Here is a 22,781-nt window from a genome sequence, read left to right as displayed (position 1 = left end):
CTTTCGATAAAACAAGCAGCGTGACGACCTCAGGGACCGGCACGAGCTCGATGCTGGCGCGGGCTCATGCAACCTCCTGAGTGGATTCCCTGGCGTCGATCACAGAGCTGGCCATCATCGCCTTCGTCTGCTCCAGGCTCGTCAACGACATGTAGCGCTTCTGCTGGATCCAATCATCGTGCTGCTCCGCCAACACGGCACCGACGAGGCGGACGACGGCGTCGCGGTTGGGGAAGATCCCGACGACATCGGTGCGCCGGCGGATCTCCCGGTTCAACCGCTCGGTCGGGTTGTTCGACCACACCTTCGTCCACACGGCCTTCGGCGCGTTCGTGAACGCCAGCAGCTCATCGAGGGACTCCTCGAGGTAGTCCGCGACATGGGGGAACTTCTGCTCACAGAAGCCCACCACCTCCCGTGCCTGATCCCACACAGCCTGGGCGTCGGGTTGCTGAAAGATCGTCTGGAACATCGCCGACAATGTCGGCCACTGCGTCTTGGGCACAAGGCCGGAGAGGTTCTTCGAAAAATGCGTCCGGCACCGCTGCCAGGACGCGTTGGGCAGGACGTCGCTGATGGCGTGCTGGATGCCCAGGTGCGCGTCGCTGGTGACCAGGTACACCTGATCCAGGCCCCGGGCCTTGAGGTCGCGGAAGAACCCGGTCCAGGAGGCCACAGACTCGGATGTGGCGACCTGCATACCGAGTAACTCGCGGTAGCCTTCGGCATTGACGCCGGTGGCCAGCAGGACGGAGGTTTTGACCACGCGGCCGCCTTCACGGACCTTCATCGTCAGCGCGTCGCATGAAACATACAGGTAGGGTCCGGTATCCAGGGGCCGGGTCCGGAAGTCCTCGACCATGACGTCGAGGTCTTTGGCCATCTCTGACACCTGTGATTTCGACAGGTTGTTGATCCCCAAGCTGGCGACCAGGTCGTTCATCCTGCGGGTGGAGACACCTTTGAGGTAGCAGGTGGCGATCACGGTGGTCAGGGCCCGTTCGGCCCGGGTGCGTCGTTCCAGCAGCCAGTCGGGGAAGAACGAACCGGTACGCAGCTTGGGCACGGCGACGTCGATGGTGCCAACCCGGGTGTCGAGGTCGCGGTGGCGGTAGCCGTTGCGGACGTTGGTGCGGGACTCGGATGTGGTGGCGTATTCGGCGCCGCAGATCTGGTCGGCCTGGGTGGACAGGATCTGGTTGATGAAGCCCTGGAGCATCTGTCTCATCAGGTCCGGGGAGGCTTGAGACAGCAGGTCGTCGAGATAGGTGGTGGGGTCGATAGAATGGGGGCCAGCGGCCATCGTGGTGTCCCTTTCGAGGAGATGTAGGAGTTGATTCGAAAGGTACTGCGGTGGTCGCCTCGTGCATTCATGAGGGTTGTCACCGGCAGTTACAGATACACCACGCTAACGGACGCAACCCGCCCATTTGCATTTTGCGGATCAGAGTCGACTTACCCAAGCCCGGTAGAGACAGCACGAAACACGAAGGGTTGGCAATAATTCCTTCGCGGAACCACGCTAAAGGGTCGCACCCAATCTCTGCACCGGTGGTGACATGCACACCTAAAGGTGTGCCGATCATCGGTGCCGGCGCGCCGACAACGTTTGGGTTAAACCCAGCACCGAAGTTCGTGGTCGTCTGCCATTCCTGTGGCCCTGAGATCACGCGCTGCGTTCCTGCGGTCGCTCCGCGAAAGCCGTGAGGACCAGGTCGGCCAAAGGCTCGCTCCCCGCGTGCGGCAACCCCCATCGGGAACTGCCCATCAAGCTCATGCTGACGCTCACGCTGACGTTCTTCCTTGAGCCAGCGCCGATATGCGCGTCCCTCACTGCTCCATCTCGATGGAGTCACTGCTACGCCTGTTTCGATCTCCTTATTCAGGCGTTCAAAATCACTGACGTGCTCGGCATTCATGCGGATACCTCCAAGCGTTGCCACCCTAAAACGCCCGTTCCCAGCGACGCTCCAGCACCAACTGCTTGTCGATGCCACATTCTGCGCACATGCAGACGTTGCCGGGCATCTAAGTCAGCGATGAGGATAAGCGCAGCATCTTCGACCACCTCACTGCTACTGGCGGTCAAGCTGACTATCCCAACTCGGCGAGGGCTCGACGCATCATTCTCGGCCGACCGCGCCCACGTACCGACCCGCACACTCAGCGCACCGTGGGTACCAATGCTGAAATTTTCACCAATCTCAGTAACAGCGGTGATTACATCGTCTTCGCCGTCGTAGGCGTCGACTTCAAAACTAATGGTCACCTGCCCGTCGACCAGAAGTGCGGCAGGTCCCTCGCTCACGTTACGAGCACGGGGCGGAAATTCATCGACATCGTCCATACCTATCAGACCAGCACCAACCCACGTGCTGACTTCTTCGGGTGAAAGCGGGCGAGTATCCATGCCGTTGCTATCAGCTAAGTCGTATGCCGCCGGTGCGGACCGGGCCAAGCGAGTCAGAAATTCGGAGGTTTCTTTGCGCTCAGCGCTGGAGGCTTCGAATGTTGCCCACAGCACCGCTGTAGCTTGAGTGTCCTGAAAGGTGATACTCGAGCACGTCGCGATGACTGTTTGATTGCTGCTCAATTCGTCATGCCAAGAACTGACACGCTGGGACGATACAGTGCTCGCGTCCGCCACGCTAAGAGCAATCGACGCTTCATCTGCGTGACGAGGAACAACGATCCCAATCGGGAAACCTCGCGCATCGCGCTCCGACTCTAGACGCAATCCAGCAACAGCCGGGTGCGGCACCCCACTCACTTCGGCGACTCCGCGTCGAAAGAACTTGTCTAACATTGGCTTTTCTCCTGTCTTAGATCAGATCAGTTGTCTCTTTTTGCCACGGGATTTGTCCCACACCACAGGTGGTAATAAAGCCTGTGTCTTGCTGGCGGGTCATTTTCTGCAACCGCACACTCGCACCCGCCCCCAGCTGCACGATGTCGTGTTCCATGCGGGCAACATCATCCGGGTTGGTCACCGTCGCGGTAACGAACAAGGAATAACGACCTAGTTGAGCACCGCGAGCCTGAGCTCGACGGGCTGCGTCAGTATGCTCAAGGCGCAACTCAGCATTAGCCGACCTGATCGACTTCGAACTATTCGCGGCCACCATCGCATCGCGGTGTTCACCTTCAACTTTGCTGACCCCCTTACCTGCTTCAAACGGGCGATAAATCAATGCCACCCGCTTACGCTCGATACGTTCATGCGGCGAGAGCAGACTGGTCAGTAGGCCATCTTCGAAAGTTGAACGGGGTGCGTCGCGCATTTCCCACGACACAGAAGTGCAGCCCTCATGCTCGTACACTCCTGTTTTCGTCTGTGCATATCCAGGCCCTGCATTTTCCCACTCCAAATGATGCGGTCTCCCCATGACAGAGAGTTCCTCAAAATCAGCTTCCGCCGGAGGATTGTAAAACTGGTGCACACGGGCCACAGTTTCCTCCTTGCTCATCGGTGCTGCGATGATTCCTGCCCACGCCAGTTCCTGATACAGCACCGGCAAACGGGTTGCCAGCGATTCCATAAAAGCGTTGTCCTTGAGCGCCTCGCCTTCAACATGGAAGGTCACAGCAATGTGAGAGACAATCTCCGGGACTCCCATCGAAAGCCTCTGTCCCGCTTCCGCCATGATCTGCTTGGCAACATCCGGTGCTAACGGATCCACGATCGCGTCCACTTCTTGAGAGACAAGCTGGCCAGTACCAGGGCGAACACCGACCACGGTTGCAACATGCTCGATATCGCCCCACTGTGACAGCACAGACAACCAACGGGACCACTCCGCTGTTTTCCGATTACGTTCCTTCTGCGTCATGGGAGTTTGCCCGGTCATTTGGCAATCAAACATCACCGTGGCCGTGCGTGCCGGCCCGTCCACAATCGCTGCGAACTCCTGATTGTCAGCATCCACGCCATCGACCAGTATCGTTCGCGCCAGGGAACCCGGCAAGCGCCGAAAACCACCAGGAACTTTCGACAACTCGCCGGAGAGATACACCTCCTCGCCGCGTCGGCGCCGCGCCCGATGCTGGGCACTCATCCGCGCCATAGTTGCCAGCGAGCGATTACCCCATTTGAAGGTGACCAATCCAGCAATCACCGCAGTCAACGCCAAAACCACAAGGCCAACACCTAGACCCAGACCTGTAAACTGAATCAGCAAAAAGGTCATAAACCCGACAGCAATAATTGCCGTCGTTGTCATTGACAACCCACCCAGGCCGGTACGCTGCGGTGGTTGTCCCAATGAATACTGCGGCACTGTTACTTCGTGATCGTGCTCTGCCATGATGTACCCCTCCGGTTCCGTTTACCGATGTGCCTGTCCGGCGTACCCACCAGGGACGCCGATCGAATCATCAAACAAGCCCTGAGCCCGATGTCCCGCCTCGCCGGCACGCCGCACACCGGTACCAACGACTGACGCTGCCGTTCCCGTCGTTGCAAGGACACGCCCTGCCCCACGGCCGACACCGCGAGCAGCCCCCGCTGCTCCACGACCTGCGCTACGCGATACAGCCGCGGCACGACCACCACCAGCATTGGCCCCAGAAGGTTGTGAGCCTGCCAACGCTGAGGCACGTCCACCACCGCCACCTCTCGATCCAGACGGTTGAGAACCTGCCTGCGTAGGCGCGTTGCTACGGCCAGCACCCCCGCCACCTCCGCCAGAGCCACCACGAGGACCAGAGGGCCCGGTAGGACCAGGCGCACCCGAACCAGCAGCAGAAGGACCAGTACTACCACCGCCACTACTAGAGCCAGCGACATTGTTCACACCCGAACCAGTAGACGAACCAGCCTTGCTCAGCGCCCCGCCAGCGCGTCCGGCCATAGAACCGACTGCGCCCATACCTGCCGCCATAATTCCAGTAGCACCCGCCAACATAGGTGCCGCGCCACCACCACCAGCTTGGGATACAGCCGGGACAATAGCACGCACAAGTGCAGGAGCGGCAAAACCAGCAATGCCCAGCATGAGAGCATTAATGACCCCACCAGCCATACCGATGTCATCGGTACCCGAGACGTTCCACAAGACAACTGCATAGAGCAACGCAGAAACCGGCTTGAACGCAATTGCTGCGATCATAAACGACACCAGGTGGTTGAGCCCCTGCCTACCTGTATCTGAAAATGACAGCGCTGCAAACAGTGGTGACAAGCCAGCAGCGATAGGTACAAGAAGCACTCGGGTCACGTGCGCGAGAATCTGTACGACCGAACCAATAAGCATGATCAGGGCTAAGACCAATGTGACGATTGGCCCAAACTCAGACTCTCCAAGGGCACCGAGATTAACCAGTTCCTCAGTTCCACCGAATTCGTCCATAATCGCGTCAGCGAGCATGTCACTGGCGACCATGGCCCCCGGGACCATGACAGGCACCGCGATGCTAAAGACCAGCCAGCGCACGATGTTCTCATTTAAGTCACTAAAGCCTTCTTGTAATCCGCCTCTTCGGGCAGACGCAATCCTCCACCCTCCGATAATGAAACTCGCAGCCAGGGCTAAACCAGATACACCCATCACAATGTTCTTAACACCTTGAGTGTTTGCATCGACATCAACGCTTGTCGTTGAAAAGTCCATCCACAATGTCATGGCCGCATTGAGCGACTCTGTGTTGCCTTCCAGCACGGATTGGGTGAATTTACCGATCGGATCCTCCCAGAACGGAGAATCATTAACCGCGTTCACAGCCGCGCTGGCAGGAGAGCCAACCCAGCACACCAAATTTTGCGCAGCACGACCAATCTCCCCAAAGGCGCCGCGCTCTTCTTCATGATGAGTCGCGATCTCATCCCAGCGTTCAGAGTTGTTCGCTTGAATCTCAGCAACTTTATCCTCATCGAACCCGAAAGTGCCCGCTGCTTCGTCGCGTTCCTCTTGGGTAATCGCGCCGTCTGTAACCAACTGGTCAAGCACCGAGCGCGAATCATCCACGCTCATGCACTTTTCCTGGCCTCGCGCCAGCGCACCTTGCTCTTCTTCCTCTTGTGCGGCAGCAGGCCAAGCTGTAATCACCACGCACACCAGCACGGCGAAAAACACTGCACCAAGACGGGTCAGTCGGGGGCGAATCGTCGAGGTCACTGGTAATTCACCTCTTTCAGAGGTGCAGGCTCTTCAGGGCTAAACGTCTCTGTCTTATCAAACGTAACGCCAGCCTGACCCGACAGGTCCGGGATCCAATCACCATCACGCCAGTACAGCGGAACGGTCACTCTTAATGCTTCATCACCCGACTGTGTGAAGTCGTGGCCGACTTCAACCACCACCACATTTTCCGAGCATTGCTGCACGTTGTAATAACCGACCGCAGGAAGGGTCTGCGCTCGCACTCGCGAATGGTCGTAGTCCTCATCGTTGAGTCCGCGAAACTCACGGTCCTTTTGGAGAGTGTCATAGTTCGACCACCACGTAGCGTCGATTTCCTCGCCGACCCCGTCACCTTGTCCAGCGGCACCGTAGCCAAGTGCATTAATCGCCAGCATGATCGCGCCCTGCGGAGAATGCGCAAAACCACCAGGAACACCGTTGTCCACGCGCGACGGTCCCGCCTCGTCATTAACAGCCAAGTAGCGTGCATTGACGTACTGCTGCTGCGTCACACCTTCCAACGTGACGTTGCCATTCGCGCATTGCTCAAAGCCACCGTCTACAAGATCACCCCTCGCAGGAAGATCACCGTCATGGTTCCTCGGTGTCCACACCGGACGCTGATGGGCAAAGTCAACGGACCATGTGCCCGGCTCAGCATGAGCAGAATCGTCAAACATCCCGTCAGGATCTGGCCACGTGCGCTGGCCATTGCCGATCATGGCACCAGGGACGTTGCCTGCCTCGCTACTAGGGGTCGCCGGTGCAGGCGACGAGACGGCGGTGTCCTGCTCCGGAGCTTCTGCAACCTCAGACTCGCTTCCACACGCCGTGATAATCAGGGCTGTGACCGCAAGACTGGCACCGACACCGATCTTTCGTGCATGTCGTTTCATTACTGGTTCTCCTGCGGTCCGTAAGCGGTAAAGTTCTCTACTAGGTCCTCTTCGGTGATCTCCTGCAAATCCGGTGCTTCCTCCTGTGTTGGCAGGACAGCCTTCCACTCACCAGAGGCACGCGACATCTGAACCGGCATAGCGGCAAGCTGGCCAGTTGGGTAATCCACGGCCAATGTCACAATCGCCGCGGTATCTGAGAAGTGTGTAACCCGAAAGCCACGAAACACTGGCGGATTCCCCATTGGCTCGTCGGCCACGCTCATGAGTCCACGAGCCTGTGCCCATTGGTCGCGGCCAGGACCCGGCTCTAGCAACGTTTGGGATACCTCTGGCCACATTTCATCCCCCGCACCGGCCATAAAGACCTGCGCAATCACCGCGGCCACCACGGCCCCCTGCGACGAATCATCAAAACCCTGCGGTACCCCGGCAGTTTTCTCTGGTCCAGCAACCTCGCTGACCGGGTACTGAAGTCCTGCGGGGCCAGTGACCCACGTTGTTTCTGCTGGTGCTTCCGACACATCGACCTCAGCGACAGCAGCAGGCTGATCAGATGGTTCGTCATTTGACGAGCAAGCCGTCAGTCCAAGCCCTGCCACACAGGCCAGCGACACCGCGATCCATGCCTTGCGTGCCCAATTTTTGCTCATTACTGCCTAGTCCTTCGTTGATTGTTTCGTCATATGACAGATAGGGATTTATGCGACCAGCCACGTCACCAGTGAGCCTGCGCTGGAGGCAACGAGCACTCCAAGGGCGATCTGTAGTCCGCGCATGTGCGGTGCAGTCGCGCTGACTGGCTCTCCACGTTCGCGATCAGCAACAAGCAACACACCAAAGCCGATCACGGCGAGCACAGACAACCCGAGGACCACATACAACGCCAAGTTGAGCCAACTACTGATCTCAGCCATGACCGCATTCGGAGGTACCCAGGTACTTGTCGGCGGTTCTTGCGCAAGCAGGATTCTCATATCAGCGCCGCGATGATTGCGCCGGCACTGCCGATAACCATGGCCCCGGCCCCGATACGCAACGCCATGGTGGTGGCTTCTTCGCTAGTACCTGCCGAACGCGAGATCACCAGGGTCCCACCAGCGATAATGACACCAATAATTGCGACACCAATACCGCCGTACATGAACAGATTGAGAAGACGATCGAACTTCGATGACAACTCGGCGGGGGCCTGCGGCTGAATGTTCTGTCCAGGCATTTGAGCGAGAATCGTGTAAGGCAAAAGAGAGAGATTCATGCTTACTTGTCCTTATCTTTGAGTGAATGTGCGGCATACGCCGCTTCGAAAATGTTGGCTCCAAGTTGAGCGATAGTCTGCGGAACTTCCTCTGTGACAGGAAGATTCTTCTTCCTGCTACGCCGTTGACCTTCATCTTCGGAATCTGATCGTGGAACCCACACGGCTAAGTCCGAGACATCATTTTCACGAATGCCTGGCAGATACGACACGTGCCAAACATGGGTGAGTTCTTCTAAGACCGTCTCACGACGGACCAATGACTTCGGGGTCCTGCCAGGAGCATCAGCGACAATCACGACACCGAGAACTTCGCACTCACCTGCATGACCACTTTTGGCCTGCAATACCGCCGACTGGGCTGCGTCCAAGCCCATGCGCGTCGAGCGGCAGACAACCACGCACAGCGGGTACTCGTCTTTCGTCGGCCACGCAGCGCCAGCATCGCCGACAGGTGCCAGAGTTCGCGCCAGAGTGGTGGCACCAGCACCACCATGCGCTCCCACGGCCCATGCCACAGGTGAGTACCCCTCTCCGGTAAATATTGGCTCTTCTGCGACAGTCAATGCGTGACGAGTCTGCGCATCAACCTTCAATCGCGGTGCCACCTCCACATCGTTTTCTGGTTGACCTCGTTGCTTCTGATACGTCGTCGAGATCGACATCATGCCTCCTTAAGTGCCGCCGCAATAGCGGCAGTGTCATAGGTTGCTGGCCCCGTCTGCGGACCGGCCCCCAGTTCGCGGCCAATTTCTGTGCCGACGACATCGAGCAACCAGCCTGTTGTCGCATCGGAGGCAGTCTCACCCGTGGCGGTAGCCGCGCCCTGCGAGTAGGCGCCGTTCGACTTCGAAACCTCGGAGCCAACCGCTGCGTCCACAGCAGCTTGTGCCAGACCTTCGTCCTCAATCCCGAGCGACTGAGCCTCGTCAGCCAAACGCACAGCACCGGTGGTCATAGTGCGCGGTGAAATCAGTTCCGTTGCGGCAACACCACCGCCAATCACGAGTGCAGCACCAACACCAGCCGCCGGCGAGACAGCCGACGCAGCAGCGATCTGAGCGATATTCTCCGGGCGCACCATTTCCTTCGCGACCGTGACGCCTGCCGCCAACGCCATACCACCAATCTGCATGCCGGACGCGAGTAGACGCTGTTCCATCTCATCTTGTGGCACCTCGCGCTCTGACTCAGTCGCAATCCGACCCACTAGCGTGGAATCAGGGCTACTTGCACGACTGAAAGTAAAACCGTCGTCACCAAACTCCACATCCGAGGCCAGTGTTTCCACCGACCCCAGAAGTACTGCCGGAGCTAAGACATCAGTAACGTGCGATAATGCCTGCTCCGGTGCTTTGCCTTCAGTACCGGCTGCAGTATTTGCCACTAACGTGCGCAATGGTGCTCCCTCAGGTAGGGCACACGACGTATCCCCCTCCGCGCACCACGAGACCGTCCGATCAGCGACATCACCAAAGTCCCCCTCAGGAGCATTGGCCGTTTCGCCGGTGACCGTCGCAACGCCGGCACCCGGTGCCGCTTCTGCGTCCCACTGGCCAGTAGCACCCGCTGGAGCAGAATCGCCGGACGCAACGACCGGCTGATCCTCACCCCGAGAAGGGTCAGCAAAAAGGCTAACGCCTAGCACCTTGTCTGCTGGGAATACCTCACCTGCACCGATCCGCTTAGATACTATCGACGCCGCCTGCGCGCCCTGTCCCGAGCCGAGCAGAATCACCTTTGTACCAGGGCAAGCTTCATCGATCTCGTCCAGAACGGACTCAGTATCCGAAACAGCCCGAGTGATCGACTCGTTATACGACGGAACCGAATCTGGCCCAGTGACGCCTGGAATGTATGCGCGAGTATCGTCCGTGGACTGCACCGAGATGATAGTCCGCCCAACCTCAGGAGTCTGAGCTTCAGGTTGTACTTCGGCCGTCGCCGATGGAGTCTCAGTCGCCAGCGCACTCTCAGACTCTTCAACTGATTCCTCTAGTGACTCTAGAGCTGCTTCACCTTGTGATGTCTCTGCCGTTGCAGTGGTCTCACCCCAAACGTCGGGCTTCCAGCTCGTACTGCTCGCATCGGCAGTTTCTCCCGCCTCTCCCCAGACGTCCGGCTTCCAATCAGCATCAGAATCCCCACCGCTTCCCGTTGGCACATCCTCGGTATCAGCAGGTCCGGCAGGAGCCCTAAAACCAGCATCCAAGGCCTCGCTAGGGGTGCCTTCCTCATTCGCAGCAACCAGAACAGGCGTCGAGACATCAGCAAGGAAGCCCGCATCAGCCTGATCGAGCGCGGAATCTGCGACGTCATTAACCGCAATCATCTGCACTGATGGGCACGTTCCCCGCCCCGTCTCGGATCCGGCTTCTTGTGCCTTGGCAGGAATAACAGTCGTAGACGCTGAGACGATCAAGGCTGCAATTGTCGCGAACCCGAGCGTGGATAAACGTTTCATATTCTTTTCTCTTTTCTAGCGGGTCACAATATCCGCGATGAACCAGGCACCCTCGTTGTCCTGATCACCGATGACAGTTTGCTGGTACGTCTGAGAGGAATCATCAGCGAATGTGACCATCAGGTCCACATCAACGCTGGCGCCGCTATCGGCTTCTTCCACGGGTGCCATGACTGCGCACCACGACACACCGTCAGGTGCTGCTTCGGGAAGAATCTCTTCCCAATCCTGTTCGTGCATCCAGGAGTCCTCAGTGAGGTACTTCGTCAGGCCAGTGTCTTGGGAATAGTAGGCGTCTTGCCAATTTGCAACAGTCGCGCGCAAAGAATCATCGCCCGTCGATAGCGTGGTCTCGCCTTCTTCAGGTTCACACTGGCCCGCAACAGCCACCTGCAAATCTGGGTTGGTAGGAGTTGCTTCAACGACCTCCGAAGGTGGCGTCGGCTCTGCGGTACCTTCCTCAGCTGCCGTTGACGTCGAGGAACCCGAGAACAACCACACGAAACTGCCAGCGAGCACAAGCACGACCACCGCAAGAGCAACAAGTAGCCATAACATGGGGTTCCTCACACCCATTCCGCCGCGGTAACGCGCCGATCGAGTCTCTGGCATCTCGACATCATTGTCTGAATCATCGGGTAGCGGAGACTTCTCAAACTGATCGAACCACGAGCTCATTTTTCCTCCTAGTCGTGTTCGTGGTGGTGTGTACTCGTTAGTTCGATTCAAACCATGTCGTGACCTGGCCTACCGCAGTATCAGTGACTTCCTCACCGTTCGGCATAGATGCAAGGACGTCATTGGTCGCTGCTTCCACCTGGACAACGGAGCTATCGACAGCTTCGGCAACATTCGCCGGCACAGCCTGCTGAACCTGCTCCACAGTCTCAGTGACCTGGCTCGGTACGTCAGGAATCTCGACGTCAAACTGCTGACCGGCAACATCAACATTGACCACATGACTTGCTGCGTCATAAGACGCCGACGTCTGCTGCCCTTCAACGCCCACGCTCACAACCTGATCTGCATGATTAATTGCAACGGACACGTCTGATTCAGAGCCACCCGCCGCCTGCCCGGTCGCCGAGACCGCTGTCTCCGCTGGCGACGCCTGAACCTCAATCGACGCGGCTCCCACGGAGTTGTCGACCCCCGCACCTGCAGTCACAGACTCCAAGGGCTCGGCTGCAGGCTGAGCTAGATCAACCTGCTCGACGGGCTGCTCTGTTCCCTGAAGATCCTCGGCCGACACGCTTTGACTGTCAACGTTTGCAGGAGGCGATTGTTCAGAACCCGCCACAGCCTCAGCTGAGGGGGCTGCTGGAGACTGCACATCGTCGTCATCCTCGCCCGGCTCACCATCAGGAGAATCGGCAGGCGCAATCTCGCCGTCTTCCCCCTCACGAATGACGACCTCATCATCCTTACCCGCCTGATCACGGACATCACCGCCGTCTTCCACCGCAGCAGCAAGCTCGTACTGTGCAACCTCATCAGCCCGCTCAGTACGCACAGGTGTGGTTTCCTCAATGACAGGCTCAACCACGCTCTCTCGCACTGGCGCTGCTGCCGCCTGCTCGGTAGCCAATTCGGCCTGGGACGGCCCAGTCTGCTCCACCACCGGCTCGTAGTTCACTGGCGCAGGTTCAGGTTGAGGTGCTGGGGCCGGTGCAGGAGCAGGAGCTTCCTGCATCGGCTCAGGTGCCGCTTCTATGACTGGAGCCGGATCTGGCGCTGCCTGCACCTCAGGCTTTGACTCTGCCTTCGTTATTTCTTCCTTCGGAGCTTCATTCTTCGCGGTTCCCGGCTGAGCCTCAGCCTTCTCTGCCGGGCGAACAGTACCCGGCTGAGCTGGCTTCTCATCGGCAACTGCATAACCTGGGAGCACCAAAGAGCCAGCAACCGCCAACGCAAGCGCTGCACGCAGATTCTTATTCATCAACAATTCCTCTCAAAGATATCAACGTTGTGATTTGACAGACTCAGCATCACCATTCCAAAAATCACAGTCAACCCCCTCATACACAGCGAAAACACTGCGGAATACAGGCCAAGAACGAACTGCGTTATGCTGAACGTGGCGTGCCAACACCACGCCGAGTGCCCCCTGCGGTGTCGCAGGGGGCACTTTGTAACTCAGCACCATCACCTCCTCTACTCGCTAAAGGTGGAAAAACCTCACCACCCCACACACCAGACTGCGATGTCTGCCGAGCGAAATCCCCGCACAATGCGCGCACCGGACACTGCGAGCACACCCGCTTCGCTAACGCCCTTCGCTCTTTGCGCTGCCGCACTGACTCGCCGGGAACCGATAAATCCCATAGCCCGTTGGGCCACACGTCCTCAACCGCGCACAAGCCATCGTCAATCAGTTCCCGAGGAACTGGGACGACCAGGAAAAACACATAGGGACCGGGACCATGGTGGTCATGACCAACACTCATGACAAAACCTTTCTAAATCGTTGTTTAGCTAACTAAGAACCGCTCGATACCGCTGGATACAGCGAAGTCCATGCGATCATCGGAGCTCCACCGGCCATCCTTTCGAGCGGCATTGAATTCGATCGCGATCAATCCAACATCGAGATCACCACGCGTTATGACGCGCCCATCGGAGAGTTGGTGCGACCACTGCGACTTACGAACAAAATGACCAGCATCAGACGCCCAATTCACACCTTTCGGCGGTACCTGGTCCAGTGGCACGTCATCGCGCAGGCGGGCCATGACCAGCGCCACCAAGTTCCGCACCTGGGACGGCAATTCGCGTGCCCCCAAAACCATCGTGATCTGCTTTTTCGACCATCCGGCATCGATCCGCAGCTCAATCGCACGTCCCACCCTGACCAACTGTTGCGGGCCCATCGCCTGCATCGGGCTCGGCAATACTTCACGAGCCAGCGACGATGACTCCTCGAACGACAACTCCTGCCGATCGTCCCGCAGGTCAGGGTGGGTATTCTGGTTTTCCATCAGCGTAATTACACGCTCGGAAGGCGCCTCACCGCCCAACCGTGAAGCGTTGCCGTCGGCGAAGCCGCGGCGAGCTACCCCGTCATCGATGGAAGGAACATCCTCCCTCACCGAGCCATCAGGCGAGCCCTCCCTCGGCGAAGCCGCTGCTTCCGACTGAGCAACCGTGGAGGGGTGGGGGGAGGGGGAATTACTGGTGGTTATATAACTAGTGGTTCCTGTGACACCGGTGTCACATTCGGTGACGTTTTTGTCACTTTCGGTGACCGTAGGTGCCAAACTGTCACATTCGGATTGACCAGCATATTTGGCCGAAAGTGCCACAATGTCACTTTCGGTATTAACCACCACACCAACATTGAGAACATAACGGTTTGACGTCCGGCGGACACGTCCATGCGCGTCGTTCGTCGTCCGGGATTCTACGAAAATCAGCCCGAGGTCGCGCAGCTCTGCAAGATGGCGAACAACACTCCTTCGAGAACAGCGAGACCGCCTGGCGAGACGTTCCTGCCCCGGAAAGCACGAATTGCGCTCATCAGCAAAATCAGCCAAAGCCAACATCACCAACGAAGGCCCAGGTTTCAGCGCCTGCAAATCATCGAGCACCCACGCAACAGCTTTTGTACTCATGCCGGTGCCCCCTCGCAAAACGAGCCAGAGAAAGCAGTTGACAGCTCACGCAGCTCCTGCGAGAGTAAATACCGAGCATCAAGATGAACAGTTGCCACTTTGAAGTTGTCTCCGCCGCTAACGGAGGCAACTTTTCTTTTTGTCACCATGGCTAGACACCCCCCGCATAGAGTGCGCTAATAGCACTAGCTGGAATCTGCCAGTGTCCGCTCGGAAGTTGAACCGAGCCAGGGAGCTTCCCCTCCCTCGCCCACTTCCGAACTGTGACCGCCGAAGGATGTCCCGGGATTTTGCCTCCCGCACGCTCCGGCGTCAACCAACACTCATCATCGTAACTGCTACTCACATTCATGTAACTCAGAGTTACACATGCTCAAAACTTTCGCAACTGTCAGTTACATTCGGTTGCCTTGGTTTCTTTCGCATGTTACGGTTTTATTTATGACAGTTACGCAGCAAACAATGACCCTCAATGAGGCGATCGGAGCAAAGGTCGATCAGATAATGTTCCGGCGCCGAATAACCAGGAAGGCGCTTGGAGAAGCTCTAGGAATTACCGGTGCAGGCGTGAGTCGTAAGCTCTACGGTCAAACTGCTTGGACAACTGAAGATCTTTACGTAGTAGCCGATGTACTTGGCGTTGAAGTAACAGACCTTCTCCCCCGTCGCGTCGAGGTCACGACAGACGAAAAGACCCCCTCCGAAGAGGGGGTCAATCGCAAGAAGTTGGTAGCGGGGGCAGGATTCGAACCTACGACCTCTGGGTTATGAGCCCAGCGAGCTACCGAGCTGCTCCACCCCGCGTCGGGTGCCTTCTTTAATTTTCACCTTGCTGCCTTACTGGGCAACGAGATGTAACTATACCCATGATAGCCACAAAGGCCAAATCCCCTGCTTGGAAGCTATTTCCATGCAGGGGATCCGCTTGTCTGGCTACCTAAGTTTTACCTTCGGTTCATTCAAGTTAGCCAGCGCTATTTTGCGAGCTCTGGTATTCCTGAACGGCCTTGTCCAGTTCATCGAGTGCACGACCGTACTCCTCGAAGGAGCCGTTCTTCGCAGACTCGATTCCGCGTAGGGCATCGTCGATACGCTGCAATGCTGCGTCCGCATTTGCTGGCGCTGCTGGTGCCGTGTCGGAAGGTGTCGTCTCGGTAGGCGTAGTGTTGCCATTCTCGTCAACAACGTTGATGTCCTGGGCTGCGGCCGGGTCAATGCCCACCTGCGACAGCGCCTGCGAGATGGTTGGGGCGTAGCCCACGCTTCCCTTGTAGAACACAAGCACACGAAGCAGCTTCGGGAAGGCCGAGGACTGATCCTTGCGCTGCGAGTAAATCGGCTCGACGTAGAGAATCTCGCCGTTCGCAACCGGTAGTGCAAGCAGGTTGCCGTTGTGCAGGTCATTGGTGCCCTCCCACAGAGTTCGGTCGCGGGCGACCTGGTCGGACGACATCATCGCGTCCTGAACCTGACGCGGACCTGAAGTCTGTGTGTTCGTCGGCAGCACGCGCACGGTCATCTGGCCGTAGTTCTGCGGATCCGAGGTCACCGACATGTGGGCGGACAAGAACTCACGGTTCAGGCCACGGTACGGGGTGACCAGCTGGAAGGTAGCTTCCCCACCATTGTCAGGATCGGCAGCCACAACGTAGTACGGAGGCTGGTTCAGCTGCTGGTTGCCATCGGCTGCAGTTGGGTCGCTTGGAACCGACCAGAAGGCATCGTTGTTGAAGAAGACGCCCGGATCAGAGACATGGTAGCGAGCCAGCAGTTCACGCTGCACCTTGAACATATCTTCTGGGTAGCGCAAGTGCTGGTTCAGTTCGTCGGAAATCTCACTCTTTGGCTGGACAGTGTCTGGGAAGACGTTCATCCAAGCCTTCAGAACTGGATCTTCCTCGTCGAATGCGTAGAGAGTCACCGTACCGTCGTAGGCATCAACCGTTGCCTTGACGGAATTGCGGATGTAGCCCACATCATTGGAGATCAAACGCTGGGTGGTGCCATCGGGATTCAGTGCATCCTGGGTGGTCTCGGTTAGCGAGGCCCGGGTGGAGTATGGAAGCTCAGACAGAGTCGTGTACCCGTCGACGATCCACTTCACCCTGCCGTCGACCACAGCTGGGTAGGTCTTAGAGTCAGTGGTCAGCCACGGTGCGACCTTTTCCACGCGCTCACGTGGATCGCGGTCGTAGATAATCTTCGAGTCAGAGCCAACACGATCCGAGAGGATCATGTTCATTTCCTGGTACTTCAAGGCGTAAGCAGTGCGGTTAATCGGGTTACCGATATTCACGCCACCTTCACCGTCGTAGGTGTAGGAAGACGTATCAGTGTCGTACTCAACTGGGCCCTGGCCCGTGTCACCGACGATGGCGTAATCCATTCCGTCGGTGGCAGACGCGATCACTGGACCGTAGTAAATACGTGGCTGATCAGCATGGATACCAAGCTGCTGTGCTTCCTGACTATCTGCAGTTCGCGCATTTGTTTGCAGGTCAGAAACGGTGAAGACTGGGAAGCCACCACGGGTCGAGCCTGCATCCTGTGCGGCCTCATCAACGGTGTTAGCCTGGGCGGCCACGAAACCATTGCCGTGGGTGTACACAGTGTGGCGGTTAATCCAGTCGCGCTGGTTTTCCGACAGAGCGTTCGGATCAAGCTCACGCGCTGCAACGACGAAGTCGCGCATCTGACCGTCTACCTGGTAGCGGTCCATCGCCAGAGTGTCAGGGAAGCCGTAAAAGTTACGCAGCTGCTGATTCTGGGTAAAGGTAGGTGACAAGATATCCGGATCCAGCAGGCGAATGTTCGAGATCGTTGCCTCGTCCTTGGCCACATCTTCGTTGGAGACGTTGTCGGTGCCCCAATTTTCTTGGTAGGTCACCTTATCGTCGGTCAAGCCATAGGCTTCGCGCGTTGCTTGAATATTGCGCTCGATGTATTCGGATTCCTTGGCCTGGCGGTTTGGAACAACGGAGAACTGTTCCATCAGCGCCGGCCAACCCTGGCCGATAACCAGAGCAGAAACAACCATCAGGATCACTGCAAGGGCAGGCACGCGCAGGTCGTTGTAGACAATTGCCAAAAAGAATGCGGCAGCAACAACGACAGCGATGATCATTAAAATGATCTTTGCTGGCAGCTGCGCATTGATATCGGTAAAGGATGCACCAGTGAAGATGTCGTTTTCGTTATAAAGCAGCGAGTAGCGCTCAAGCCAGTATTGGACCGCCTGAACCAGCATCCACAGACCGCCGGTGATTGCCAGCTGAACGCGAGCAGGCTTGGAAATGTACCCTTTCACGCCTGCGGCCTGATTACCAATGCGGATGCCGCCGAGCAGGTAGTGGCCGACAAGGGCGACAACGAAGGCAATGATCAGCAGGATCGACAGCGTGCTAACAATCATGTTCAGCGCCGGCAACGTAAAGGCGTAGAAGCCCAAGTCGCGGCCGAACTGGGCGTCGGTTTGGCCGAAGCTCTCACCGTTCAGCCACAGCAATACCGTGCGCCAGTTGCCTTGCCCGATAAAACCAGCGATGATGCCAACGACGATTGGAACCCACATCAAGAGGCTCTTCACACCAGATTCAATACTCGCGCGGTACTGCGCTATTGGCGAGTTCGGATCCATAAAGGTGGTATCCGTTTGACGGCCGCGCCAAGCAAATCGCGCTGCCACGTATGTAATCAGACCCGCAACCAGGCCAAAGACAATAAAGAGGATGATACGAGCGAAAATCACGGAGGAAAATACTCCGCGATAGTCAAGCTCGCCGAACCATAGCCAGTCTGTGTACAGACCAACTCCCATCGGCAAGAGCAGCAATATAGCTGCAATGACTACCACTGTGATCATCAATTTATTTGATGGTCTCCTGATAGGTTGCTGAGGATTAGTTAGGCCTGTAGCCAAAACCAAGCTCCTTAATTAATAGTTGTGTGAGAAGGCGTATAATCTTCTACTCTAAATTGTCCAACGTTAGTTTGACCAGAAGGGTTCCCGTTGTCTGATTCTCCCAACCAAAAAGCGCTCAATAAGGCGATGATGGAGGCAGTTGAGTTCGTCCACGCAGAAGGCTGGGATGCCTCCCCGACGCTGTTCGCACTCGTTCCTACATCACTTCTCATCGACCAAATTGATACCCTCGATGAAGATGAGAAAGCCCCACTAACACTGGTAGTACAGGACAATCTTCCCCAGTCTATCCTGCCAGGTTCGGAAGAATTAGCTGAATACGTTTCGCGCATTGCCTGGCCAGAGGAAGTCGCCGGTGTCGTGCTCGCACAAGAAATTAAGTTCAAGGATGCATCCACCCCCGGGGAGGGTCCGCGTCCGGCGCGGTTGTTCTCTGGGGCGCTTCGCGACGAAGAGGTGGACCTGACCCTGCTGCAGATTCGACCTACAGTTGAGGAGATCGAGGCGGCTGGACCTTTTGCTGAAGATCAGATCTCTTTGCGCGGTGGGCCTGACGTAGCACCCGGGATCATTTCTGCTCTGCGCTACGGTTTGGAGCAGGATCCTGAGGACATGGTTTAGGATAGATAAAGTCTAAGATTTTCCACCTCACCCTCAGGAGTGAAACGTGCACCGCACCCGCGCGACTCGTATAACGGCCAGCCTCGTCTCTAGCGTGTTTGCCGCAAGCCTGCTCGTTGCATGCGGGAATAATCAAGCCACCGATGAAACCGCGCAGCCCACTCCTGCGGAACCGACTTCTTCGGAATCTGCACCAGCGCCTTCCTCTGAGGCAACCAGTACTTCCTCATCGAGTAAGCCTTCTGCTTCGGAGACCACTCGCAATTCCACGGCATCTGAGCGCGACGAAAAGGCAGCGAGCGCCGAAATCCTGGCACATGTGAAGGAAACGTTCGCACCACTGGCTCCAGAATCCTTCTTCGATGGGTTTGATACCTGCTCGGAATCGGGCATTTCAGGTTCTTATGACTGCTCCGGCCCTGAGGTTGGTCAGTTCCAGTTCTTCGATTCGGATTCAAAGGCGGCCTCGACTACACAGTTGCTCACGGAACTGCGCAGCTCACGCGTGGTCGAAGATACCGGCCGCAAGGTTGTCGGCTGGTCCACCCTGGGCACCACGGCTGTGATTACCGTCGTTGACAACGACGAAGGCCTGGTCATGCAGCAGATGGTCTCCTCCGATCAGGAAGACCCAGAACAGCGCATCTACGATCTTGGCCTGGCGGTCAAGGAAACCCCGACCACGAGCCCAAGTGCGGCAGACAAACCAGCCCAGGTAGGTGCCGCTTAGCGGCAAGTTGTTACTTGCTCGCCGTTGGCGAAACTGTCCATGGCCTTGACCGCATCGTCGAGGTTGGTCACCTTGGCAACAACCATGTCACCGGTGTCGGAGCTCAGTGCGCTTGCACAATTGTCGGCTGGTGTGAGGAATAGCTCTGCGCCGGCATCTTTCGCCGCAACAACCTTGTGTTCGACACCGCCGACGGCGCCCACTGTGCCGTCTTCGGCGATTGTGCCCGTGCCAGCGACGAATTTCCCGCCGTTGAGTTCGCCTGGTGTGAGCTTATCAATCACAGCCAGTGAGAAAATCATTCCGGCAGAAGGACCACCGACGTCGTTGAGGTTGTAATTCACGTTGACGCCGTCCGCAGGCTCAGAGGTCATGGTGATGCCCAGCAGTGGGATCTTTGAGTCCTCGGGGTGTTGGCCAAGCGTAATGGTTTCGGTGAGCTGCTCGTCGCCACGCGAAATCCCTAACTCGATGGTGTCTCCTGGTGCCTTTGCGCGCACGATCTCTTGGACCTTGCCTGGCTGCGTGACCTCGGTGCCATCGACCGAATTGATCACATCGTTGGCCTGAATAATGCCGGCGGCCGCGGAGTCCGCCACGGTGTCGTGGACGATCACTTTGGTGGGGCGACCGAGGTAGTTCATGGCGGCCACGGTCGCGGAGGCTTCCGAGGACACAAAAGCCTGCTCGTTGCTCTGCTGCATTTCCTCCTGGGAGACGTTTGGAGGAATGATCTGCTCGATGGGGACCAGGGAATCGTCGGTAAGCAACCACCGACCTAGCGCCTGTGCCAACGTCATATTCGTGCGCACCGACACCGTGGTCATGTTCAAATTGCCGGAGGTTGGATCCGTCTCGGCGCCGTCGATTTGAACGACGGGTTGGCCGTCGACATCGCCGAGCGTGTTGAAGGTCGGCCCGGGACCTTCAGCGGCATAAGGCACGGTCAGCGAGATATCGGTGCCTGGGATCCGATCAACAGTGACCAGGGCTGCGAGAAGAACCACGGGAATCGCTCCCCACGTAATCGTGGAAAGGCGCCTCTTTCTTCTCGAGGTTTTCAGCTCGGAATACTGCGAGGTGTTCTCGGGGGTTTTCTCTGGGGCGTTCTGCGAGTTCGGGCCAGTCACAAATTGATACCTTACGCTGTTCGCTATGAGCGTTACAGTTGCCATGGCTTGATGAGGGTATTGGACTGTAGTCTTGGGTGTATGAGTAACGGATTCGGTTTCTCCTTCCCAAATGATGGACGCGACGACGATGATGACAAAAACCGCAAGGACGGTAATGGTCAGAACCCTTATGAGGGTTTCGGCTTCGGCACGGGCCAAGGTGGGTTGGGCGATATCCTGAACCAATTTGGCCAGATGCTTTCCGGCATGGGGGATTCAATGAAGTCCTCCGACGGCAACAGTGCCGTGAATTATGACATGGCTGAACGTATCGCCCGCCAACAGATCGGCAATGTGCAAAAGGTTTCCGCAGGTGACCGCAACGCGGTCGAGGAGTCTGTGCGCCTAGCTGATCTCTGGCTTAATGATGCCTCCGATCTGCCTACCGCTGAGGGCCGCGTTGAGGCGTGGAACGCAGAGGATTGGGTCACCAACACCCTGCCTATGTGGAAGCGTTTAGTGAACCCTGTGGCCGAGCAGATGAGCCGCGCACAATTAGATTCCATGCCCGAGGAAGCCCGCCAGATGATGGGCCAGATGGCGCAGATGATGTCCCAGATGAACGCCATGAATTACGGGATGCAGCTCGGCCACGCTCTCGGCGATCTGGCGAAGCAGGCGCTGAGCGGTTCTGATTTCGGTCTTCCTACCTCACCTTCTGGTGTCACTGCCGTGCTGCCGAACAATGTCGCGCAGATTTCCAAGGACTTGAATGTCCCAGGCCAAGAGATCTTGGTGTACATCTCCGCGCGTGAGGTTGCCCGCCAGCGCCTGTTTAAGCACGTCCCATGGCTCACGGAGCGCATCGTTGCCTCCGTTGAGGAATACGCCAACGGGCTAGAAATTGATACCTCCAATATTGAGGAGGCCGCCCGCGGGCTCAACCTAGAGTCCGGTGACCCACAGGCCATTCAAGATGCACTGAACCAGATGCAGGGCATGGACATGAGCCCGAAGATTACCTCACGCAATGCTGCTGCAACGTCGCGCCTGGAAACGCTTCTCGCGCTCGTCGAGGGCTGGGTTGACGTCGTTGTCACCGAGGCGTTGAAGGAACGCTTCCCCTCCGAGGCAGCCATGAGCGAGGCGTGGCGTCGTCGCCGCGCCACCGGCGGTTCCGCAGAGCGCGCGATCGCACAGGTTGTCGGCATTGATGTTCAGGCTCCTCGCGTGGAACAAGCCGCTGAGCTGTGGCGTCGCGCAACCCAGGCAGTGGGTGTCGCACGCCGCGACAAGGTTTGGGATCACCCGGACTTCCTGCCCTCCGCAGATCAGCTGGAAAACCCCGCCTCGTTCATTGATTCGATTCTTGACGATGCGCCAGACACCAAGTTCGACGAAGAAATTGCCAAGCTCGAAGAGATGCTGCGCAATGAGCCTGGCATTAAGGAGCGCGAGGAAGGCGACGGCAAGGACGACGGTAGCCAGGACGGCACCGAACTTTAGCCCTTACTCCCCAGGCCTTTGGCCTCCGAACCTCTGATACGCCTCCAAGTAGCCCTTCGCCCTCTCGGCGAGGGGCGCTTTGTCTGCCCAGGCCCAAAAATCCGGCCCATGGCCAGGGATAAATGTGTGGGTGAGCTCGTGGACGATCACCGCATCCACCACATAATCCGGCACGTTTTTTAGCCGGTCGCTGATTCGGATATCGCCGGTAGAAATCGTGCATGAGCCCCAGCGAGTGTTTTGATTGCTTACCCAGCGAATCGATCCCACTGTGGCGTTTCCGGCCAGCACATCGTCGTTAAGCCTGTGCGCACGACGCTGCAGGTCCTCGTCGCTTTGGTGCGTGGAGCGACGCTTCTTTGCCAGCTTTACCAACATTTCGTCGACCGCTGCCTGCTCCTGCGCCTTGCTAAAACTGGCCGGGATGCGCACCTCAATCACTCCCCCGACTTCGCGCGCTTGGATCGTGCGGCGGCGCTTCGCGGAACGGATGACTGTCACCTTTGGAACCTTCGGCATGACAGTCGATTCTAGCTGTGGTG

22 protein-coding genes and 1 tRNA gene are annotated in these 22,781 nt (G+C 57.6%); 4 read left to right on the top strand and 19 right to left on the bottom strand.

Annotated features, from left to right (window positions below; translation table 11 throughout):
- Nucleotides 1-64: 64 nt before the first annotated feature.
- The 15 genes from ACXZ66_RS04080 to ACXZ66_RS04010 form a co-directional block, all read right to left on the bottom strand.
- Nucleotides 65-1,303: an IS256 family transposase gene (locus tag ACXZ66_RS04080; protein ID WP_458749673.1), complete on the bottom strand. Its 1,239-nt coding sequence runs from the start codon at nucleotides 1,301-1,303 to the stop codon at nucleotides 65-67.
- Between the two features lie 79 nt (nucleotides 1,304-1,382).
- Nucleotides 1,383-1,919 carry a hypothetical protein gene (locus tag ACXZ66_RS04075; RefSeq protein ID WP_458750643.1) on the bottom strand — a complete coding sequence of 179 codons (537 nt, stop codon included), beginning with the start codon at nucleotides 1,917-1,919 and terminating at the stop codon, nucleotides 1,383-1,385.
- Nucleotides 1,916-2,806: a hypothetical protein gene (locus ACXZ66_RS04070; RefSeq protein WP_458750642.1), complete on the bottom strand. Its 891-nt coding sequence runs from the start codon at nucleotides 2,804-2,806 to the stop codon at nucleotides 1,916-1,918. Before ACXZ66_RS04070 ends, ACXZ66_RS04075 begins: the two co-directional genes overlap by 4 nt.
- Before the next feature lie 16 nt (nucleotides 2,807-2,822).
- Nucleotides 2,823-4,304: an SCO6880 family protein gene (locus ACXZ66_RS04065; RefSeq protein WP_458750641.1), complete on the bottom strand. Its 1,482-nt coding sequence runs from the start codon at nucleotides 4,302-4,304 to the stop codon at nucleotides 2,823-2,825.
- Nucleotides 4,305-4,325: 21 nt separating this feature from the next.
- On the bottom strand, nucleotides 4,326-6,113 hold the full coding sequence (locus ACXZ66_RS04060; RefSeq protein WP_458750640.1) for a hypothetical protein: 1,788 nt from the start codon (nucleotides 6,111-6,113) through the stop codon (nucleotides 4,326-4,328).
- On the bottom strand, nucleotides 6,110-7,015 hold the full coding sequence (locus tag ACXZ66_RS04055; protein ID WP_458750639.1) for a hypothetical protein: 906 nt from the start codon (nucleotides 7,013-7,015) through the stop codon (nucleotides 6,110-6,112). The genes ACXZ66_RS04060 and ACXZ66_RS04055 overlap by 4 nt, the downstream gene beginning before the upstream one ends.
- Nucleotides 7,015-7,668: a hypothetical protein gene (locus ACXZ66_RS04050; RefSeq protein ID WP_458750638.1), complete on the bottom strand. Its 654-nt coding sequence runs from the start codon at nucleotides 7,666-7,668 to the stop codon at nucleotides 7,015-7,017. Before ACXZ66_RS04050 ends, ACXZ66_RS04055 begins: the two co-directional genes overlap by 1 nt.
- A gap of 48 nt (nucleotides 7,669-7,716) precedes the next feature.
- Entirely contained in the window at nucleotides 7,717-7,932 is a 216-nt protein-coding gene (locus ACXZ66_RS04045; protein ID WP_458750637.1) for a hypothetical protein, read from the bottom strand.
- 56 nt (nucleotides 7,933-7,988) lie between these two features.
- Nucleotides 7,989-8,234 (bottom strand): hypothetical protein, encoded by a 246-nt coding sequence (locus tag ACXZ66_RS04040; RefSeq protein ID WP_458750636.1) that lies wholly within the window; start codon nucleotides 8,232-8,234, stop codon nucleotides 7,989-7,991.
- Nucleotides 8,235-8,275: 41 nt separating this feature from the next.
- On the bottom strand, nucleotides 8,276-8,941 hold the full coding sequence (locus ACXZ66_RS04035; RefSeq protein ID WP_458750635.1) for a DUF6668 family protein: 666 nt from the start codon (nucleotides 8,939-8,941) through the stop codon (nucleotides 8,276-8,278).
- Complete coding sequence (locus ACXZ66_RS04030) at nucleotides 8,938-10,737, bottom strand: cutinase family protein (RefSeq protein WP_458750634.1); 1,800 nt, start codon at nucleotides 10,735-10,737, stop codon at nucleotides 8,938-8,940. The genes ACXZ66_RS04035 and ACXZ66_RS04030 overlap by 4 nt, the downstream gene beginning before the upstream one ends.
- A gap of 15 nt (nucleotides 10,738-10,752) precedes the next feature.
- A complete protein-coding gene (locus tag ACXZ66_RS04025; protein ID WP_458750633.1) occupies nucleotides 10,753-11,415 on the bottom strand; it encodes a hypothetical protein in 663 nt (220 codons plus the stop codon).
- Nucleotides 11,416-11,452: 37 nt separating this feature from the next.
- Entirely contained in the window at nucleotides 11,453-12,676 is a 1,224-nt protein-coding gene (locus ACXZ66_RS04020) for a hypothetical protein (RefSeq protein ID WP_458750632.1), read from the bottom strand.
- Nucleotides 12,677-12,803: 127 nt separating this feature from the next.
- Entirely contained in the window at nucleotides 12,804-13,184 is a 381-nt protein-coding gene (locus ACXZ66_RS04015; protein WP_458750631.1) for a WhiB family transcriptional regulator, read from the bottom strand.
- Nucleotides 13,185-13,208: 24 nt separating this feature from the next.
- Nucleotides 13,209-14,348, bottom strand: a complete 1,140-nt coding sequence (locus tag ACXZ66_RS04010) for a helix-turn-helix domain-containing protein (protein ID WP_458750630.1) — start codon at nucleotides 14,346-14,348, stop codon at nucleotides 13,209-13,211.
- 369 nt (nucleotides 14,349-14,717) lie between these two features.
- On the opposite strand from ACXZ66_RS04010, the gene ACXZ66_RS04005 reads away from it, so the two are divergent.
- Nucleotides 14,718-15,119, top strand: a complete 402-nt coding sequence (locus ACXZ66_RS04005; protein ID WP_458751263.1) for a helix-turn-helix domain-containing protein — start codon at nucleotides 14,718-14,720, stop codon at nucleotides 15,117-15,119.
- On the opposite strand, the gene ACXZ66_RS04000 is transcribed toward ACXZ66_RS04005, so the two are convergent.
- A tRNA-Met gene (locus ACXZ66_RS04000) sits at nucleotides 15,076-15,152 on the bottom strand. The genes ACXZ66_RS04005 and ACXZ66_RS04000 overlap by 44 nt on opposite strands.
- Before the next feature lie 160 nt (nucleotides 15,153-15,312).
- The gene (locus ACXZ66_RS03995; protein ID WP_458750629.1) at nucleotides 15,313-18,267 is read right to left on the bottom strand and encodes a UPF0182 family protein; all 2,955 of its coding nucleotides are present in this window, start codon (nucleotides 18,265-18,267) and stop codon (nucleotides 15,313-15,315) included.
- 129 nt (nucleotides 18,268-18,396) lie between these two features.
- Here ACXZ66_RS03995 and ACXZ66_RS03990 point away from each other — a divergent pair, with 129 nt between their 5' ends.
- Entirely contained in the window at nucleotides 18,397-18,891 is a 495-nt protein-coding gene (locus ACXZ66_RS03990) for a PPA1309 family protein (RefSeq protein ID WP_458751261.1), read from the top strand.
- Between the two features lie 46 nt (nucleotides 18,892-18,937).
- Nucleotides 18,938-19,621 (top strand): hypothetical protein, encoded by a 684-nt coding sequence (locus tag ACXZ66_RS03985; RefSeq protein WP_458750628.1) that lies wholly within the window; start codon nucleotides 18,938-18,940, stop codon nucleotides 19,619-19,621.
- Here the strand turns inward: ACXZ66_RS03985 and ACXZ66_RS03980 are convergent.
- Nucleotides 19,618-20,685, bottom strand: a complete 1,068-nt coding sequence (locus ACXZ66_RS03980; protein ID WP_458751260.1) for a YlbL family protein — start codon at nucleotides 20,683-20,685, stop codon at nucleotides 19,618-19,620. The two genes, ACXZ66_RS03985 and ACXZ66_RS03980, sit on opposite strands and share 4 nt — an antisense overlap.
- A 147-nt stretch (nucleotides 20,686-20,832) precedes the next feature.
- On the opposite strand from ACXZ66_RS03980, the gene ACXZ66_RS03975 reads away from it, so the two are divergent.
- The gene (locus ACXZ66_RS03975; RefSeq protein WP_458750627.1) at nucleotides 20,833-22,239 is read left to right on the top strand and encodes a zinc-dependent metalloprotease; all 1,407 of its coding nucleotides are present in this window, start codon (nucleotides 20,833-20,835) and stop codon (nucleotides 22,237-22,239) included.
- A gap of 3 nt (nucleotides 22,240-22,242) precedes the next feature.
- Here the strand turns inward: ACXZ66_RS03975 and ACXZ66_RS03970 are convergent, their stop codons facing one another.
- The gene (locus ACXZ66_RS03970; protein WP_458750626.1) at nucleotides 22,243-22,758 is read right to left on the bottom strand and encodes a M48 metallopeptidase family protein; all 516 of its coding nucleotides are present in this window, start codon (nucleotides 22,756-22,758) and stop codon (nucleotides 22,243-22,245) included.
- Nucleotides 22,759-22,781 lie beyond the last annotated feature (23 nt).

Source organism: Corynebacterium sp. S7, assembly GCF_054401105.1.
Note: the sequence above shows the minus strand (reverse complement) of the source record. Positions and strands in the feature narration are given on the sequence as shown.